Genomic DNA, 16,631 nt, shown 5'->3' with positions numbered 1-16,631 from the left:
GTCCGACGTCGGGCGTCACCGGGCGGGTGGTCCCGGCGGTGATCGTACGGGGTGGGCGACCTCAGACGACGCGCCGGCCGGCCCGCCACACCGCGTGGGTGAGCGGCATGCCGGGGCGGTAGGCGAGGTGGATGGCGGCGGGGGCGTCGAGCACGTGGAGGTCCGCGCGCTTGCCGACCTCGAGGCTGCCCACGCGGTCCTGCGCGCGCAGGCCGATCGCGCCGCCGAGCGTCGCGGCCCGCAGCGCCTCGGCCAGCGTGAGGCCCATCTGCAGCACCGCGGTGGCCACGTTGAAGTTCATGGACGTGGTGTAGCTCGTGCCGGGGTTGCAGTTGGAGGCCAGCGCGATCTCGATCCCGGCGTCCAGCAGGCGGCGGGCCGGGGCCAGGGGGGCGCGGGTGGAGAGGTCGCACGCGGGCAGGCAGCCGGCCACGGTGCCGGGGGTGCCGGCGGCCGACGCGCGGTCCCAGTCGCCCCACGTGCCGGCCAGCGCCTCGACGTCCGCGTCGGCGAGGAAGTTCACGTGGTCCACGGAGGCGGCGCCGAACTCGACGGCCAGGCCGACGCCGGGGCCCTCCTCGATCTGGTTGCCGTGCAGGCGCACGCGCAGGCCCGCGGCGGTGCCCGCCTCGAGCACGCGGCGGGTCTGCGCGGCGTCGAAGGCGCCCTTGTCGCAGAAGACGTCGATCCAGCCCACGTGCTCGCGCACGGCGTCCAGCATGGGGCCGACGACGTCGTCGAGGTAGTCCTCCGCCTCGCGGCCCTTCGGCACCAGGTGGGCGCCGAGGAACGTCACCTCGTCGATCTGCCCCTCGGCCTTCAGCTCCGAGAGCAGGCGCGCGTGACGGGCCTCCTCCTGGACGGAGAGGCCGTAGCCGGTCTTCGTCTCGAGGTAGGTGGTGCCGCCGGCGACGGCGTCCGCCACACGCCCGGCGACCAGCGCGCGCAGACGCTCGTCGGAGGCCTCCCGCGTGGCCGACGTGGTCACGCCGATGCCGCCGGCGGCGTAGGACTCCCCGGCCATGCGGGCCTCGAACTCGGCCGAGCGGTCGCCGTCGAACACGAGGTGGGTGTGCGAGTCCACCCAGCCGGGCAGCACGGCACGCCCGCCCACGGACACGCGCTCGTCGGCCCCGGGGGCCTCGGCGGCGGCGCCGATCCACGCGATCCGCTCGTCCTCCACCACGACGGCGGCGTCCGCCAGGACCCGGCCCTCGGGGTCGACGGTGGTCAGCTCGGCGATGTCGGTGAGGAGCGTGGAGCGCATGGGGGCCTTTCGGAGCGGGCGGGCGAGGGAGACGGAGGAGCGACGTTCCCAGGATGTCAGGTCAGGGCGGCGACGAGATGGGCCACCGGGGTGGCGAGCAGGATCGTGAGGATCACACGCTCCGCCCAGACGACCACGAGGTGCCAGAGCTTCACGGGGATGTCCGTGGCGAGGATGGCCGGGACCACCGCCGAGAAGAAGATGATCGCGGACACGCAGATCACACCGATCACGAAGCGCGCCACGAAGTCCTCGTGGCCCGCCGCCATGGTGGCCGGGATGAACATCTCGGCGATGGAGGTGGCGGACGCCGTGGCCAACAGGCCCGGGTCCGAGAAGCCGAGGAGGGCGAAGAGCGGGAAGAAGAGGTAGCCCACCCACGTGAAGACCGGGGTATGGGTGGCCAGCAGCAGCGCGATCAGGCCCACGGACATGATGGACGGCAGGATCTGCATGACCATCACGAGACCGTCGCGGAAGTTGAGCCACACATTGCGCCCCAGCGACGGAGCCTCGGCGAGCGTCTGCTCCGCGGCCCGGCGCGCGACGCTGAAGCGGTCGGCCGTGACGGGCTGCTCCGGATGGTGCTCGACGCCGGGGTGGACCTCGTCCGGGATGCGGCTCAGCGGGGGGATGCGCACGGTGATGGCGGTGACGAGGAATGTCACCACGAGGGTGCCGAAGAAGTACCAGAGCCACACGTCCATGAGACCGAGCGTGCGGGCCACGATCACCATGAAGGTCGCGGACACCGTGGAGAAGCCGACGGCGATGATGGCCGCCTCCTTCGCCGTGTACCGGCCGCCGCGGTACATGCGGTTCGTCAGAAGCAGTCCGAGGGCGTAGCTGCCCACGAACGAGGCCACGGCGTCCACGGCCGCACGGCCGGGCACCTTCCAGATCGGCCGCATGGCCGGGCGCAGGTACACGCCCACGAACTCCATGAGTCCGTATCCGATGACCAGCGCGAGGAAGACGGAGCCGATGGGCACGATCAGCCCGACCGGGACCACGAGCTTGTCCAGCAGGAACGGGCCGATGGCCTTGTCCAGGATCCAGCTCGGGCCGAAGCCGAACACCACCATGCTCGCGGTGGCGAAGCCCAGCACCGCGAGGAAGGCGAAGGTCATCCGCATGGGGCCCTGGCGCCACCGGCCGGTCGCGAACGGGTACACCGCGCCGGCCGCGATGATGGCCAGGCCCACGAAGCGCTCGGCCGGTCCCAGGATCCTGCGGACCCAGGTCACCATGTGGTCGAGGGGGATGGTGCTGACCCCGTCGATGGTGATCGGCACGAAGAACATGAAGACGCCGATCGCCGAGTACACCAGCATGCGCCACCGCGCGGGAGGGCGGGGATCGTCGTTGCGGATGGCGGCCATCGCCGTCGTGTTCGTATGCAGCTCTGCGTCTCCGGGATGGGCCTGCGCCATCGTGGTGTCCTTTCACCGAGCGGCCCGAGCGGTCATGCCCGCCCGGGCCGCTTCTTCAGGTGCGCGGGCGGCGGCTGCCGCCCGCGCCGAGACCCGCTCAGTCGCGGATCTTCGCCTCCATGGGCACGCGCACGCCGCGCTCGGCGGCGACTTCGGCGGCCCGGGAGTAGCCGGAGTCCACGTGGCGGAAGACGCCCATGGCCGGGTCGTTGGTCAGCAGGGCCTCGAGCTTGGCCGCGGCCAGTTCGGTGCCGTCCGCCACGCCCACCTGGCCGGCGTGGATGGAGCGGCCGATGCCCACGCCGCCGCCGTGGTGGATGGAGACCCACGTGGCACCGGAGGAGGTGGCGGTCAGGGCGTTGAGCAGCGGCCAGTCGGCGATCGCGTCGGAGCCGTCCAGCATGGACTCGGTCTCGCGGTACGGGGACGCCACGGAGCCGGAGTCCAGGTGGTCACGGCCGATCACGATCGGGGCCTTCACCTTGCCCTCGGCCACGAGCTGGTTGAAGAGCAGGCCGGCCTTGTGGCGCTCGCCGTAGCCGAGCCAGCAGATGCGCGCCGGCAGGCCCTCGAACTCCACGAACTCGGCGGCGCCGTCCAGCCAGCGGTGCAGGTGCTCGTTCTCGGGGAAGAGCTCCTTCAGGGCCTCGTCGGTGACGCGGATGTCCTCCGGGTCGCCGGAGAGCGCCACCCAGCGGAACGGGCCGAGGCCCTCGCAGAAGAGCGGGCGGATGTAGGCCGGGACGAAGCCCGGGAACTCGAACGCGCGGGAGTAGCCGGCCTTGCGGGCCTCGTCGCGGATGGAGTTGCCGTAGTCGAAGACCTCGGCGCCGATGTCCTGGAAGCCGACCATGGCCTCGACCTGGCGGGCCATGGACTCCTGGGCCTTCTTGGTGAACGTGTCCGCGTCGGCCTCGGCCTCGGCCTGCCACTCCTCCACGGTGTACTCCAGCGGGAGGTAGGAGAGCGGGTCGTGGGCGGAGGTCTGGTCCGTCACGATGTCGATCTCGACCTCGCCGGCCTTCTGGCGCTCGAGCAGCTCGGGGAAGACCTCGGCGGCGTTGCCCACGAGGCCCACGGAGACGGCCTCGCCGTCGCGCTTGGCCTGCATGACGCGCTCGATCGCCTTGTCGATGTCGGTCTCCACCTCGTCGAGGTAGCGCTTGCCCATGCGGCGGCGCAGGCGCTCCTCGGAGACGTCCACGATCAGGCAGACGCCGCCGTTGAGGGTCACGGCCAGGGGCTGGGCGCCGCCCATGCCGCCGCAGCCGCCGGTGAGGGTCAGGGTGTTCTTGAGCGTGCCGTCGTACTTCTTGCGGCCGATCGCGGCGAAGGTCTCGTAGGTGCCCTGCAGGATGCCCTGGGTGGCGATGTAGATCCACGAGCCGGCGGTCATCTGGCCGTACATCATGAGGCCCTCGGCCTCGAGCTTGCGGAACTCCTTCCAGTTGGCCCAGTCGCCCACGAGGTTGGAGTTGGCGATCAGCACGCGCGGCGCCCACGTGTTGGTGCGGATGACGCCCACGGGCTTGCCGGACTGCACGAGCAGCGTCTCGTCGTCCTCGAGGTCCTTGAGGGTCTCGACGATCGCGTCGAACGCCTCCCACGAGCGGGCGGCGCGGCCGGTGCCGCCGTAGACGACCAGGTCCTCGGGGCGCTCGGCGACCTCCGGGTCCAGGTTGTTCATCAGCATGCGCAGGGGAGCCTCGGTCTGCCAGGACTTGGCGGAGAGCTCGGTGCCGCGGTCGGCGCGGATGGTGCGGGACGGATCGTGCTGGGTGAAGCCCTCGGCCATGGTGGTTCCTCTCGAGAAGGCGGTGCGCGGCGTCGCCGAGGGGGACTCCCCAGGCTTGCCGTTGAGCGGCAACGTGTTGTCACCCATTGAAACAGTGAGCATCGACACATGCAAGCCCCCTCGGCGTGCCGGGCAGTACTCTCCCCTTCATGGCCACCGCATCGACTCGCACCGTGGACCGCGCGCTCGAGCTGCTCGCGGCCGTCACCGAGGAGGCGCCCCTGAGTCTCTCGGAGGCGGCGCGGACCGCCGACCTCCCCCCCTCCACGGCGCTGCGCCTCCTGCGCAGCCTCGAGAGCGCGGGACTCGTGGCCCGCGACGACGACGCCCAGTACCGCCCCGGACCGCGTCTCCTCCAGATCGGCGCCCGGGCCTTCACGCGGGAACCGCTCGTGGCCCTCTCGCGTGACGCGATGGAGGAGGTGGTCGCCGGGACCGGCGAGTCCGTGTACCTGGCGATCCACGGTCCGGGCGAGACCGCGCTCTACATCGCGATCGTGGAGGGCACCCACTCGGTCCGGCACACCAACTGGGTGGGCCGCACGGTGCCGCTCGCGGAGAGCGCCGTGGGCCGCGCCTTCCGGGGAGAGGTGCCCGCCGGGGAGTACACGCAGCGCACCCACTCCGTGGAGCCGGACGTCACCGCCCTGACCTCCCCCGTCGTGGTGCGGGGCGCCGTCGTGGGGGCGCTCAGCACCCTGGTGCCCGACTACCGGTGCACGGACGAGCTGGCCGAGCGCTGCGGCCGGGCCCTGGTGGCCGCCACGGCGCGCATCGCGCGCGTGCTCTCCGGCGACTGAACCGTTCCCAGCCAAACCACAGGCGGCTCCCCTGGATTACCCACCCTCGGCTCCTACGCTGAAGGCACCTCATCAAGGTGCGAGTGATGACGGTGCGAGTGATGACGGACCAAGGCCCCGAGGGCCGGCGCGATGCCGGGCCTCGGGGCCTTGGTTCCGTCCGGCGGTCCTCTGACCGCCCGTGCCGGGCGTGCACGGGAGGACCGCCGTCGTGGGTCAGCGACGCGCGGAGGTGAGCCCCGCCCAGAGGCCGCCGATCAGGCCGCCCAGCGGAAGCAGCCAGAAGACGTGGAAGCCGATGGACTCGACCGCCGTGTTCGAGAAGACCATCAGGAGGAGCGCGGCGGCGATCAGGCCGCCGATCACGCCGCCGATCACGTAGCGGGCCGCGGAGCGGGCCGCGCCCCCCATCATGAGGACGATCCCGTAGCCGAACGCGGCGGTGAGGGCGCCGCCCACGAGGCCGAACATGACGGACTGCAGGGTGACGACCCACCCGCGGCCGGTCTCGCCGGTGGACGGGAGGAAGCCGTTCTGCTCCAGGTTCAGGTCCCGCACCGCAGCGGTGCCGGCCTCGGGGAAGAGCACCACGCGGGCGATCATGAAGGCGATGGTCAGCACCGCCGCGGCGATCATCACGCGGTTGGCGAAGCCCCAGCCGTCCACGGGACGGGTCGGCTCGATCATGGTCTCGTCCACGGTGGCGTGGCGGACCGGGCGCACGGGCTCCGTGCGGCCGGCGCGGGCTTCGACGGCGGTGGCGCCGTGGGCGGGGTTCTGGGCGGTGTTCATGTGGATACTCCCGTTCCTCCCCGTCGCACGGGGCGCGTTCCGAGCGCCGGGGGGGGCGCCCGCGTGGATGCACGTCTGAGCTGATTTTAGGCGTGCTCCCAGGCAAAGGGGTAACGCGGACCGTCAGAGGACGTCCGCGCGTCGATTGGCGAGCACGGGGAGGAACTCCCGCACCTGGTCGATCCGTTCGCGGGTCACATCGGCGGTGGCCACGGCCTCGGGCTCGTCGGTCAAGGCCGCCACGGTGAGCGCGAGCGGATCGATCACCGCCGAGTGGCCCACGGTGCCCCCGCTCGCGGACGAGTCCGGGGCGCACGTGTCCGCCGCCGCCACCCACACCGTGTTCTCCACGGCGCGCGCCTTCAGGAGCGTCTGCCAGTGGTCCACCTTGTGCTCGCCGGAGAACCACGCGGCGGGGGTGGCGATCACGTCCGCTCCCGCGAGCGCGAGGGCCCGTGACACCTCGGGGAAGCGCAGGTCGTAGCAGGTCTGCAGGCCCACCCGCAGGCCGGCCAGCTGGACGACGGCGGTTCCGCCGTCACCCGGGGTGATGCGGTCCGACTCGCGGTGCGCGAAGGCGTCGTAGAGGTGCAGCTTGCGGTAGGAGCCGGCCACGGCACCCGCCGCGTCCACGGCGAGGAGGGTGTTGTACGGGCGGTCGGATCCGCTCGGCTCGTAGCCGCCCGCGATGACCGCCAGGCCGTGCTCGCGGGCGAGCCCCGCCAGCCCCTCGGCGAAGGGCCCCCACGCAGCCGCGACGGCGCCGGGGAAGTCCGCCTCCGACGTCGCCCGGGCGGCGAGCATGGCCTCCTCCGGGAGCACGAGCAGCCCCGCGCCCTCCGCGGCGGCGCGCTCGGCGAGCCGTCCGGCGGCGGCCAGGTTCTGCTCGACCCGGGCCCCCGGCCCGAACTGTCCCACGCTGATCCTCATGCACCCAGCCTGCCACGACTGGTCAGCACCCACAGGGGGGGTCCACGCTGGGAGGGCAGACCTCGCCCGCGCGCAGCCGCGCGGGACCGTCGACACGGAAGGCAACGATCATGACCTCGAAGCAGCCCCCCATTCCCGGCACCCCCGGGCCCCTCACGCCCGAGCTGATGGAGCCGACGGCGCAGACCTCGCCGGACGCCCCCGTCGCGGTCCCCGCCCCGGACCAGAAGGGCCCCGCCACGGTGTCCCCCACCGGCCAGGCCACCGGCGCCGATCCGGCCGCCGTCGCCCAGGGCGGCCAGTTCCTGACCACCGCGCACGGCGTGCGCCTGGCGGACTCGGACCACTCCCTCAAGGCCGGCCGCCGCGGCCCGACCCTCCTGCAGGACCACCACCTGCGCGAGAAGATCAGCCACTTCGACCACGAGCGCATTCCGGAGCGCGTGGTCCACGCCCGCGGCGCGGGCGCCCACGGCGTGTTCCGCGGCTACGGCACCGCCGCCAAGATCACCCAGGCCGGCGTGTTCGCCAAGGACAAGGAGACCCCGGTCTTCGTGCGCTTCTCCACCGTGGCCGGCTCGCGCGGCTCGATGGACCTGGCCCGCGACACCCGCGGCTTCGCCACGAAGTTCTACACCGACGAGGGCACCTGGGACCTCGTGGGCAACAACATGCCGGTGTTCTTCGTGCAGGACGCGATCAAGTTCCCGGACGTCGTGCACTCCGTGAAGCCGCACCCGGACCGGGAGATCCCCCAGGCCCAGTCCGCGCACGACACGTTCTGGGACTTCGTCTCCCTGCACACCGAGGCGCAGCACCACACCATCTGGAACATGTCCGACCGCGGCATCCCGCGCTCGTACCGCACCATGGAGGGCTTCGGCATCCACACCTTCCGCCTCATCGCGGCGGACGGCTCCACCGTGCTGGTCAAGTTCCACTGGAAGCCCGTCCTCGGCGTGCACTCGGTGACCTGGGAGGAGGCGCTGATCGCCAACGGCGCGGACCCGGACTTCCACCGCCGCGACCTCGCCGACGCCATCGAGGCCGGCGCGTTCCCCGAGTGGGAGCTCGGCGTGCAGGTGTTCGAGGACAACGAGGAGCAGATGTTCGAGGGCATCGACCTGCTCGACCCCACCAAGCTGGTCCCCGAGGAGCTCGCCCCCGTGCAGCCGATCGGCCGCATGACCCTGAACGCGAACCCCTCGAACTACTTCGCGGAGACCGAGCAGGTGGCCTTCAACCCGGCCAACCTGGTCCCGGGCATCGACGTCACCAACGACCCGCTGCTGCAGGGCCGCCTGTTCTCCTACCTGGACACCCAGCTCTCCCGCCTCGGCGGGCCGAACTGGACCCAGCTGCCCATCAACCGCCCGCACGCCCCGGTCAACGACATGCTGCGCGACGGCATGCACCAGACCGCCGTGCACCGCGGCGTGGCCCCGTACCGCCCGAACTCCCTGGACGGCGGCGTGCCGTTCGAAACCCCGGCGGACGGACGCCCGTTCATCGACCACCCGCAGCCGATCGAGGCCTCGGCGGAGAAGGTGCGCGGCCACGCCGCCTCCTTCGACGACCACTTCTCCCAGGCCCGCCTCTTCTTCCTCTCCCTCTCCGAGGTGGAGCGCGAGCACGTGGCCCAGGCATACACGTTCGAGCTGGCCAAGTGCTACGAGGAGACCATCCGCGTGCGTCAGCTGCGCGCCCTCGCCGCGATCGACGCCCGCCTGGCGAAGACCGTGGCGGACGGCCTGGGCCTCGAGGTCCCGGAGCCGGCCGAGGCCCCCGCGGACGTGCAGCCCTCTCCGGCGCTGTCCCAGATCGGTCAGACCTGGCCGCTGGACGGCCGCCAGGTGGGCCTCGTGGTGGGCCCGCAGGTGGACGAGAAGGTGCTCGGCGACGCTGTGCAGGGCGTCCACGACGCCGGCATGGTGCCGCTCGTGATCGCCCCCAAGGGCGGCCCTGTGGCCGGCGAGGTCGTGGCGCAGCGCGCCTACCTCACCGCCGCCTCGGTCGAGCTGGACGCCGTGGTGGTGCTCGGCGCCACCCCGCCCGCGGTGGACGCCCAGCACGGCCTGGACGCGAAGGCCGCCGCCGACGCCCCGGACGCCGTGGACCCGCGCGTCGCCAAGCTGGTGCAGGAGGCCTGGCGCCACGCCAAGGCCGTCGTGGCCGTCGGCGAGGGCGCGACCGTGCTGGACGAGCTCGGCCTGACCGGCACCCCGGGCGTGCTCGCGGTGGACGGCGGCGACGATGCCGTCGCCCAGCTGAAGGAGCTCATGCCCGCGCACCGCGTGTGGGAGCGCTTCCCGACGACCGGCCGCCTGGCCGACTGACCCGGCTGCAGGACGAGGGGGCGGGGGCCGTGTGGTCCCCGCCCCCTCGGCATGTCCGCCCGCGCTTTCGAGCGTGGAAAGGAGGGAATGGCCACTTCTGAACGCGATACAGCGCCCTCTTCACGCTCGAAAGCAACCGGGTGGGGAGTGCCCTAGGGTGGCCCTCATCCGCGACCGCCCCGATCGCCATCACCCGAGGACACCACCATGAACGACCCGCACCGCTCCCTCGCCTCCGCCGCTCGCGCCTCGCGCCCGTTGACGACGACGGCCCTCGCCGCCGGCGGCGCCGTCGCCCTCATCGGATGCTCCCTCATGGACGCGAACGTGCCCCGCGTGAGCCTCCAGGAGGCCGAGGGCGTCCGCTGGTTGAGCGCGGAGAGACCATGGGAGCAGCCCGAGGGGCAGTCGAGCGCGTTGTTTTCCGGTCCCCTGGGCCTCACCGCTCAGGGGTGCCTCGCCGTGCTGCCGGACCCTCAGGTGGCGGCCAGTGATCGGCGGCCGACGCTGATCGCCCTGCCCGAGGCGTCCGTCGTGCTCGAGAACGGGCGGGTGGTCGCCGTGGACACCGGCGGCGGCCGGATCGTCAAGGCCGACGTCGCCACCGGCTTCACCGGCGGCATGGTCCCCTCCGCGGACCTCCCCCGGGACGTGCGGGACGCCGTCGCCTCCTGCGGGGTGCGCGACGAGGTCCTCGTCCCCGGCCCCCTCGGCTGACGCCCGGGGGCGCACGCCCGTACCCACGTACTGGTGAGGACACACCGTCACGGTGCCCTGAATCGGGCGGTTGAGGGCGTGTCCTCACCAGGAAGCCGGCGCAGTGGCCGGGCTCAGTCCTCGATCAGGTCCCGGATCTGCACCACCTGATCGCGGCCCGGGCCGACGCCGATCGCCGAGATGCGGCAGCCGGAGAGCTTCTCCAGGGCGAGCACGTAGGCCCGAGCGTTCTCCGGCAGGTCCTCGAGCGTCCGCGCGCTCGAGATGTCCTCGGTCCAGCCGTCGAAGTGCTCGAAGATCGGCTTCGCGTGGTGGAACTCGGTCTGCGTCATGGGCATGCGGTCGTGGCGCACGCCGTCGACGTCGTAGGCCACGCACACCGGGATCTTCTCGATGCCCGTGAGCACGTCCAGCTTGGTGAGGAAGTAGTCCGTGAACCCGTTGACGCGCGCGGCGTAGTGGGCCAGGACGGCGTCGTACCAGCCGGTGCGGCGCGGGCGCCCGGTGTTCACGCCGAACTCGCCGCCGGTGGTGCGCAGCTGCTCGCCCATCTCGTCGAAGAGCTCGGTGGGGAACGGGCCGGCGCCCACGCGCGTGGTGTACGCCTTCACGATCCCGATGGTCCGCGAGAAGCGGGTCGGCCCGATGCCCGCGCCCACGGACGCGCCGCCCGCCGTCGGGTTGGAGGAGGTGACGAACGGGTAGGTGCCGTGGTCCACGTCCAGGAAGGTGGCCTGGCCGCCCTCCATCAGCACGACCCTGCCCTCGTCCAGGGCGTCGTTGAGCAGGTTCACGGAGTCCACCACCATGGGGCGCAGGCGCTCCGCGTAGCCCAGGAAGTACTCGGCGATCTCGTCCACGGTCACGTCGCGGCGGTTGTAGAGCTTCACCAGGAGCTCGTTCTTCTGCCGCAGGGCGCCCTCGATCTTCTGGCGCAGGATGGACTCGTCGAAGATGTCCTGCACGCGGATGCCGAGGCGGGCCACCTTGTCCATGTAGGCCGGGCCGATGCCGCGTCCCGTGGTGCCGATGGCACGCTTGCCGAGGAAGCGCTCGGTGACCTTGTCCATCGTCTGGTGGTACGGCGCCACGAGGTGCGCGTTCGCCGAGATCAGCAGGTGGTCGCACGAGTGGCCGCGGGCCTCGAGCCCGTCGATCTCCTCGAACAGCGCCTCCAGGTTCACCACCACGCCGTTGCCGATCACGGGCACCGCGTTGGGCGAGAGGATGCCGGCGGGAAGGAGCTTGAGCTCGAACTTCTCGCCGTTCACCACCACCGTGTGGCCGGCGTTGTTGCCGCCGTTGGGCTTGACCACGTAGTCCACGCGGCCGCCCAGCAGATCCGTGGCCTTGCCCTTGCCCTCGTCGCCCCACTGGGCGCCGACGATCGCGATGGCTGGCATTTCTCACTCACTTCTGGCTCGCGGGCAGATACCCCCGGAGTCTAACAGTGGGCCAGGACACGGCCCCGGGGGCGACCGCGCCTCAGCGGCACCTCCGCCGAACGGCACCGCTGTCATGTCGCTGGAGCGCGGACGGCTCAGGCGTTCGCCGGGGCGTCCGTGCCTGCACCGCGGCGGCGCAGCTCGGGCTTGGGCGCGGCAGGGCCGCCCGCCGCCGGGTCCGCGATGTCCGGCATCGGCTCGTCCGGGATCACGACGTCGGCGCCCGCCTCCGCGGTCGGCTCGCCCTCTCCTCCGCACCCGCCGGAGCCGCAGCAGCCGCCGGAGGAGGAGGCGGCGGCGTCGTCCGCCCCCGGGGCCGCGGCCGTGTCTGCGCCGAGCACGGTGTAGCCGGCGTCGGCGATCATCTGCAGGTCCGCCTCGGCGTCCTGGCCCTCGGAGGTGAGGTAGTCGCCGAGGAAGATCGAGTTGGCCACCTGCAGGCCGACCGGCTGCAGGGAGCGCAGGTGCATCTCGCGGCCGCCGGCGATGCGCAGCTCCTTGTCCGGGCACGCCAGGCGGACCATGGCGAGGATCCGGAGGCACTCGAGCGGCGTGAGCTGCTGATGGCCCTGCAGTGGTGTGCCGTCGAAGGGCATGAGGAAGTTGACGGGGATGGAGTCGGAGTCCAGGTCGCGGAGCGCGAGGACGGCCTCGACGAGCTGCTCGTGCGTCTCCCCCATGCCCGCGATCAGGCCGCTGCAGGAGGACAGGCCGGCGGCGCCGGCACGCTGCACGGTGTCCACGCGCTGCTCGTAGGTGTGGGAGGTGCAGATGGACTCGTAGTGGGACTCGGCCGTGTTGAGGTTGTGGTTGTAGGCGTCGACGCCGGCGTCCTTGAGCTTCTCGGCCTGGCCGTCCTTGAGGAAGCCGAGGCACGCGCACACCTCGACGTCCGGGTGCTGGGCCTTGAGGTCGCCGACCATGCCGGCCACGCGGTCGACGTCGCGGTCCGTGGGGCCGGTGCCGGAGGCGACCATGCACACGCGCGAGGCGCCGCCGGCGATGCCCAGGCCCGCCTGGCGGACGGCCTCCTCCGGCTTGAGCCACGTGTAGCGCAGGATCTCGGCCTCGGTGCCGAGACGCTGGGAGCAGTAGGTGCAGTTCTCCGGGCAGAGGCCGGTCTTGAGGCTGACCAGGTAGTTGACCTTGACCGTGCGGCCGAAGTGCTTCTCGCGCAGGCGCGAGGCCGCCGCGACGATGCGGAACGTGTCCGCGTCCGGGGCGTCCAGCACAGCGACGGCCTCCTCCGCGGTGAGGCGGTGGCCGGCGTCGACGCGGGCGACGAGCGCGTCGTAGTCGAGCGGGGCGGCGGGATCGGCGCCGGACGGGGAGCCGTGGATGGCCCCGGCGACGTCGTCGGCGGTGGGGGCGTCCTGCGTGGCGGTCATGCGGGCCTCATTCGATGGGCGGGGCGCGGCCCCGTCGGTGGGAGTGACGGCCAATACTCTAACAGTGTTCAGTGAACGGTGTTCAGGAACCACTCCTGCCCGCCCGGAACGGGCGCCGCCCGCGCGCCTTCCGGCACGAGACGGGAGGGCGCTGAGAACGACGTCGCGACCAGGACGGGGCGATCGTCACCGCGCGCGGGCGTCGCGCACGGCCGCAGCCCGCACGATCCTCGCCTGCTCCACCGCGTCCAGGGCGGCACGATAGGCCGCGCCCTTCTCGCAGCAGCCGCCGAGGCAGCAGTCCTCATCGAGGTCGAAGTCCGCCGGGTCCGGGAGCGCGGGCTCCGGAGGCAGGCCGTTGACGTCGGTGGAGTCCGGTGCGGCGGTCATGGGGCGGTCCTCACGGGGTTCGGTCGGGTCGGGCGCACCCGAGCAACGGCGGGTGCCACCGGAGGCGGCGACGCCGCCGAGCTCAGCCTGCCATCAAGGTGGCGGGTGCGGGGGCGGCGCCGGCACTCCACCCCGGGCGATGCGTCACCGCCCCTCCGTGAGCCCCCGCCGCCAGAGCTGCCTCCAGAGCGCGGGCCGCCTCCGCCAGGCGGCCCTCAGGAGACGAGTGCGGGATGACCACTCGAAGGAGTCGCACGACACCGGCCGTCGACCGTCAGACGACGCGCGCCGTTCACGTTCCCGCCCCGGCCCCTCTCTAAGCTGACCCCGTGTCGACCGACGTCGAGCTCCAGCGCCCCCGCCCTCCCGCTCCTCGGCGACCCTGGTGGAGGTGGCCCGAGCGCGCGGGCGAGCGTGTCGCGTACCCGCCCGCGCCGCCGTCGTCCCCCACCGGCGGGCCCCGCCGCGGCCAGCTCCTCTCCCGCCCCTCCCAGCCCGGCCTGACCCCCTACTGGGCGGCCGTGCTCGGGCAGGAGTGGACGGGCGAGCGGATCGAGGCCATCCAGCGGGCGGTGCGCGAGGACTACCGGCCGCGGTGACGGGGTCGCCCGTCCCGCCAGGCTCCAACGTCAGCCCAGCCGGCCGCCCGACTCGTCCAGGTAGCACGCCGCGCACAGCGACTCGTAGGTGACCTCGACGCCGTCGATGGCCACCTGGTCCCCCTCGAACACGAAGCGCCCGGCGCCCGTGGCGGCGTCCACCACCTTGCGGGTGTTGAAGACGGCCTTGCGCCCGCAGCGGCAGATGGTCTTGAGCTCCTCGAGGGAGTGCGCCACCTCCAGCAGGCGGGCGGAGCCGGGGAACGAGTGCGTACGGAAGTCCGTGCGGATGCCGTAGGCCATCACCGGCACGCCCTCCAGCACCGCGATGCGCAGGAGGTCGTCCACCTGGCGCGGCTCGAGGAACTGCGCCTCGTCCACGAGCAGGCACGCCACGGGCGCCGCGTCCACGTGGTCCAGGAGCGCGTCCGGGTCGTCGCCGGCGGCGTGCCGGCGGAATAGCTCCACGACGTCGGCGCCCGACGGGATCACGAAGTCCACCGGGCTCGAGACGCCCAGGCGGGAGAGGATCCGCGCGTCGCCCTTCGTGTCGACCGCCGGCTTCGCCAGCAGCACGCGCTGGCCGCGCTCCTGGTAGTTGAAGGCCGCCTGCAGCAGTCCCGTGGACTTGCCGGAGTTCATCGCCCCGTAGCGGAAGTAGAGCTTGGCCACGTCGTCGTCGGCGTCCCTGGAGTGCCTCACGCCGGCCTCAGGCCCGCGCGGCCCCGCCCTGCTGGGAGGCCTCGATCTGCTCGGCGGCCGTGGGGTCCGAGTCGCGCAGGAAGGTGCGGATGCGCTCGACCTCCTCGGACTCGCCGATGCCTGCGGCCGCGCGGCCGAGGGAGTACAGGCTCAGGAGGAAGCCGCGGTTCGGCTCATGGCTCCACGGCACGGGGCCCGCACCGCGCCAGCCGGCCTTGCGCAGAGCGTCCAGGCCGCGGTGGTAGCCCACGCGGGCATACGCGTAGGAGTCCACGGCACGGCCCTCGCTCCAGGCGTCCTCGGCCATGAGCGCCCACACGAGGGAGGAGGTGGGGGCCACGGGCACGATGTCCTCCGGGAGGTCGCCCGCCTCGAGCCGGGCGAGCACCTCCGGCTCCTCCGGCAGCCGCGTGGCCGCGGGCTCCATCAGGTTGCGGCCGATCAGGGACTCGGACATGCGGTGCTCCTCTTCCTCGGGTGCCTCGGGCGTTCCGCGTGGGGTCACCGCGCGGAGCGGTCTCGCCCGCGAGTCTATCCAGCGGTCCGGTACCGTAGGGCGAGCATCCGGCCGGGAGGCATCTCTCCGCGCGCCCGGCCCGCGATGCCGTCGAAGGAGCCCACGCCATGTCCTACCCCGAGTCCCCGCGTCGCCGCGCCGCCGCGGCCGCCGGCACCGCCGCCCTCGCGCTCGTCCTGGCCGGCTGTGCCGCGGGCGGAGAGTCGGGCGGCACCACCCCGTCGCCCAGCCCCACGGCGTCCGCGTCCGCCACCGGCGCCGCCTCCACCGCGGACCCCACCCCCACGGACCCGGCCGCCGCCGCCGCGTCCCGCGTGGCCGCCGCCAGGGCTTCGGCCGCCGCGGAGGGGACGCGCCGCCCCGAGCCCCGCGAGGCCCTGCAGACCGTGGGCCCCGGCATCAAGGACGGCGCCGCCTCCGGCGGCTGGCAGTCTGTGGCCGCCGCGAAGAACAACACCGTCGCCGTCATGAACTGCACGCGGGACGTGCTGGACCAGCGGACCATGGACGCCGTCGCCACCCACATCCCGAATCCGTCGGCCATCGGCTTCGTGGACCAGTACGCCTCGCGCGACGCCACCCACGAGTTCCTGTCCTGCGTCTACCAGGGCGACTCGAAGCGCAGCACCGGCATGCCCGTGGTCACCGTGAGCTACCAGCACAACCTCGACGGCGAGCGCCTCGACTGGTGCCGGCCCGAGCCCGCCGCCGTGGCCGACGAGTACTCCTTCGACGAGGCCTCAGGCAAGGGCCTGCTCGCGCTGCTGCGTCCGGGCATGGTGGGCGGCCAGGACGGCGCACCCCTGCTTCCCCAGCGCACCGGGTGGGCCTGCACCGAGGACGGCACCGAGATGGTCTCCGTCATCTTCGGCGCCATGGAGGGCTACGGCGACGCCAACGACGGCCTCACCCAGGTGGAGGACTCCCCCGTCGCCCAGAGCACGACCGTGGTCACCCAGGCCCGCGACCACCTCGCGGACACCGTGCTGAAGGACCCCTCGCACTACCGCGAGATCATCCAGAAGAGCTCCCCGTTCTTCCTGGACGCGCAGATGGACGAGGAGTCCCTCCAGGCGGCCCGCGCGCTGCCCACCGGGCGGATCCCCGAGGACCAGCTCACGGACCAGTCCACGATCGACCGCCCCGAGGGCGCCCCGGGCCCCGTGGCCCCGGGCCAGCCGCCCCGCCCGTTCCAGGGTGCGGCGGCCGCCGCCGCGGCCTCCTCGAGTGCGGCCGCCGCCGCGGAGAGCGCCGCCTCGCCCTCGGCCACCCCCGCTGAGGGGACGGGGGATCCCTCCGCGGAGCCCGCCGCCTCCACGGCCGCCTCGCCGGCACAGTCCCCCAGCATCCCCGACTGAGCCTGAGACCCGGGGGCACCCCGCCCCGGTTGCCCCGCCCTCACCGACGACGCCGGCCGACCCCCTCCTTCGGGAGGCGGCCGGCCGGCGTCGTCGGCGGCGGTGCGGGTCAGCCGATGGTGCGTCCCGCGGCGCCGAGGTTCTGCGCGGCCAGGGCCACGC

Annotated in this window: 15 protein-coding genes; 5 read left to right on the top strand and 10 right to left on the bottom strand. The window is 72.9% G+C overall.

Translation table 11 applies throughout. The features are described 5' to 3' along the window. Positions 1 to 61 precede the first annotated feature (61 nt). The 3 genes from hutI to hutU form a co-directional block, all read right to left on the bottom strand. Positions 62 to 1,267, bottom strand: coding sequence for an imidazolonepropionase (gene hutI, locus NJC10_RS06750; RefSeq protein ID WP_298986439.1), 1,206 nt, complete (start codon positions 1,265 to 1,267; stop codon positions 62 to 64). A 56-nt stretch (positions 1,268 to 1,323) separates the two neighbouring features. Continuing rightward, positions 1,324 to 2,700 (bottom strand): YjiH family protein, encoded by a 1,377-nt coding sequence (locus tag NJC10_RS06745; RefSeq protein ID WP_319075442.1) that lies wholly within the window; start codon positions 2,698 to 2,700, stop codon positions 1,324 to 1,326. Positions 2,701 to 2,797: 97 nt separating this feature from the next. Continuing rightward, positions 2,798 to 4,495: a urocanate hydratase gene (gene hutU / locus NJC10_RS06740; protein ID WP_298710863.1), complete on the bottom strand. Its 1,698-nt coding sequence runs from the start codon at positions 4,493 to 4,495 to the stop codon at positions 2,798 to 2,800. Positions 4,496 to 4,644: 149 nt separating this feature from the next. On the opposite strand from hutU, the gene NJC10_RS06735 reads away from it, so the two are divergent. Beyond that, positions 4,645 to 5,295: an IclR family transcriptional regulator gene (locus tag NJC10_RS06735; RefSeq protein WP_298710530.1), complete on the top strand. Its 651-nt coding sequence runs from the start codon at positions 4,645 to 4,647 to the stop codon at positions 5,293 to 5,295. A gap of 216 nt (positions 5,296 to 5,511) precedes the next feature. Here NJC10_RS06735 and NJC10_RS06730 read toward each other — a convergent pair whose 3' ends face one another. Both NJC10_RS06730 and NJC10_RS06725 read right to left on the bottom strand, forming a co-directional pair. Continuing rightward, positions 5,512 to 6,087, bottom strand: coding sequence for a hypothetical protein (locus tag NJC10_RS06730; protein WP_248116440.1), 576 nt, complete (start codon positions 6,085 to 6,087; stop codon positions 5,512 to 5,514). A gap of 123 nt (positions 6,088 to 6,210) precedes the next feature. Next, positions 6,211 to 7,017, bottom strand: coding sequence for a carbon-nitrogen hydrolase family protein (locus tag NJC10_RS06725; protein WP_248116438.1), 807 nt, complete (start codon positions 7,015 to 7,017; stop codon positions 6,211 to 6,213). A gap of 110 nt (positions 7,018 to 7,127) precedes the next feature. Between NJC10_RS06725 and NJC10_RS06720 the strand changes: the two genes are divergently transcribed. Together NJC10_RS06720 and NJC10_RS06715 are read left to right on the top strand one after the other, a co-directional pair. Then, positions 7,128 to 9,353, top strand: coding sequence for a catalase (locus NJC10_RS06720; RefSeq protein ID WP_319075439.1), 2,226 nt, complete (start codon positions 7,128 to 7,130; stop codon positions 9,351 to 9,353). A 207-nt stretch (positions 9,354 to 9,560) separates the two neighbouring features. Then, positions 9,561 to 10,070 carry a hypothetical protein gene (locus NJC10_RS06715; protein WP_319075437.1) on the top strand — a complete coding sequence of 170 codons (510 nt, stop codon included), beginning with the start codon at positions 9,561 to 9,563 and terminating at the stop codon, positions 10,068 to 10,070. Between the two features lie 113 nt (positions 10,071 to 10,183). Here the strand turns inward: NJC10_RS06715 and NJC10_RS06710 are convergent, their stop codons facing one another. The 3 genes from NJC10_RS06710 to NJC10_RS06700 all read right to left on the bottom strand — a co-directional run bounded on the left by NJC10_RS06710 (position 10,184) and on the right by NJC10_RS06700 (position 13,293). After that, positions 10,184 to 11,473: an adenylosuccinate synthase gene (locus tag NJC10_RS06710; protein ID WP_319075436.1), complete on the bottom strand. Its 1,290-nt coding sequence runs from the start codon at positions 11,471 to 11,473 to the stop codon at positions 10,184 to 10,186. A gap of 137 nt (positions 11,474 to 11,610) precedes the next feature. Then, entirely contained in the window at positions 11,611 to 12,903 is a 1,293-nt protein-coding gene (gene bioB, locus NJC10_RS06705) for a biotin synthase BioB (RefSeq protein ID WP_319075435.1), read from the bottom strand. A 186-nt stretch (positions 12,904 to 13,089) separates the two neighbouring features. After that, on the bottom strand, positions 13,090 to 13,293 hold the full coding sequence (locus NJC10_RS06700; protein ID WP_319075433.1) for a hypothetical protein: 204 nt from the start codon (positions 13,291 to 13,293) through the stop codon (positions 13,090 to 13,092). Between the two features lie 329 nt (positions 13,294 to 13,622). Here NJC10_RS06700 and NJC10_RS06695 point away from each other — a divergent pair, with 329 nt between their 5' ends. Continuing rightward, positions 13,623 to 13,892 carry a hypothetical protein gene (locus NJC10_RS06695; RefSeq protein WP_319075432.1) on the top strand — a complete coding sequence of 90 codons (270 nt, stop codon included), beginning with the start codon at positions 13,623 to 13,625 and terminating at the stop codon, positions 13,890 to 13,892. Between the two features lie 30 nt (positions 13,893 to 13,922). Here NJC10_RS06695 and NJC10_RS06690 read toward each other — a convergent pair whose 3' ends face one another. Next, a complete protein-coding gene (locus tag NJC10_RS06690) occupies positions 13,923 to 14,564 on the bottom strand; it encodes a thymidine kinase (protein ID WP_248116424.1) in 642 nt (213 codons plus the stop codon). A 37-nt stretch (positions 14,565 to 14,601) separates the two neighbouring features. Next, positions 14,602 to 15,051, bottom strand: a complete 450-nt coding sequence (locus NJC10_RS06685) for a DUF3151 domain-containing protein (protein WP_248116422.1) — start codon at positions 15,049 to 15,051, stop codon at positions 14,602 to 14,604. 167 nt (positions 15,052 to 15,218) lie between these two features. On the opposite strand from NJC10_RS06685, the gene NJC10_RS06680 reads away from it, so the two are divergent. Continuing rightward, a complete protein-coding gene (locus tag NJC10_RS06680; RefSeq protein WP_319075430.1) occupies positions 15,219 to 16,469 on the top strand; it encodes a hypothetical protein in 1,251 nt (416 codons plus the stop codon). Positions 16,470 to 16,631: the final 162 nt, after the last annotated feature.

Origin of the sequence: Micrococcus sp. M4NT (genome assembly GCF_033790745.1) — a bacterium.
Classification (GTDB): Bacteria; Actinomycetota; Actinomycetes; order Actinomycetales; family Micrococcaceae; genus Micrococcus.
The sequence above is the reverse complement of the archived record's forward strand: the minus strand, read 5'-3'. Positions and strand labels throughout refer to the sequence as shown.